This window comes from Halomonas sp. KX33721, assembly GCF_001596805.1.
Classification (GTDB): domain Bacteria; phylum Pseudomonadota; class Gammaproteobacteria; order Pseudomonadales; family Halomonadaceae; genus Vreelandella; species Vreelandella aquamarina.
This window is the reverse complement of record NZ_LVIA01000100.1, coordinates 1-896: the sequence shown is the minus strand read 5'-3', so window position 1 is coordinate 896 and position 896 is coordinate 1. Positions and strand designations below refer to the sequence as shown.

The 896-nt window shown below is 49.8% G+C and carries 2 rRNA genes; both read left to right on the top strand.

The annotated features are described in order from the left end of the window. Positions 1-310, top strand: a 16S ribosomal RNA gene (locus A3220_RS16560); the annotation flags it as partial. A 293-nt stretch (positions 311-603) separates the two neighbouring features. Further along, positions 604-896 (top strand): 23S ribosomal RNA (locus A3220_RS16555); the annotation flags it as partial.

The window sequence follows — 896 nt, the reverse complement described above, 5'->3', positions numbered from 1 at the left end:
GTGCTACAATGGTCGGTACAAAGGGTTGCCAACTCGCGAGAGTGAGCCAATCCCGAAAAGCCGATCTCAGTCCGGATCGGAGTCTGCAACTCGACTCCGTGAAGTCGGAATCGCTAGTAATCGTGGATCAGAATGCCACGGTGAATACGTTCCCGGGCCTTGTACACACCGCCCGTCACACCATGGGAGTGGACTGCACCAGAAGTGGTTAGCCTAACGCAAGAGGGCGATCACCACGGTGTGGTTCATGACTGGGGTGAAGTCGTAACAAGGTAGCCGTAGGGGAACCTGCGGCTGGATCACCTCCTTAAACGATGCATCACTCCTCGCGGTAAGCGCTCACAATGAATTACCTGATCAGAATGCTGTTGTTACGCAGTGATAAGCGCTGTTTTCACGTTAAAAAAAAAGAAAAGGTCTTTCCTTTCCTTTTAAAGTGAAAAAAACATCCGCTTATCACTGCGCATAGCAGTCGCTCTTTAACAATGTATATCATGCTGACATGAACGTTTTATAACGTTCATACGTAATTGTTAAGTGATACGTCTCAAGCGTATCCGGCAATCGTTATCATTGCGAGATACCAGACCCTTCGGGTTATAGGGTCAAGCAATGAAGCGCACACGGTGGATGCCTAGGCAGTCAGAGGCGATGAAAGACGTGGTAGCCTGCGATAAGGTTCGGTGAGGTGGCAACAACCTGTGACCCGGACATCTCTGAATGGGGAAACCCACTCATCATCAGATGAGTATCTTACGCTGAATATATAGGCGTAAGAGGCGAACCAGGGGAACTGAAACATCTAAGTACCCTGAGGAAAAGAAATCAACCGAGATTCCCCTAGTAGCGGCGAGCGAACGGGGACCAGCCCTTAAGCGTGTGACGGATTAGGCGAA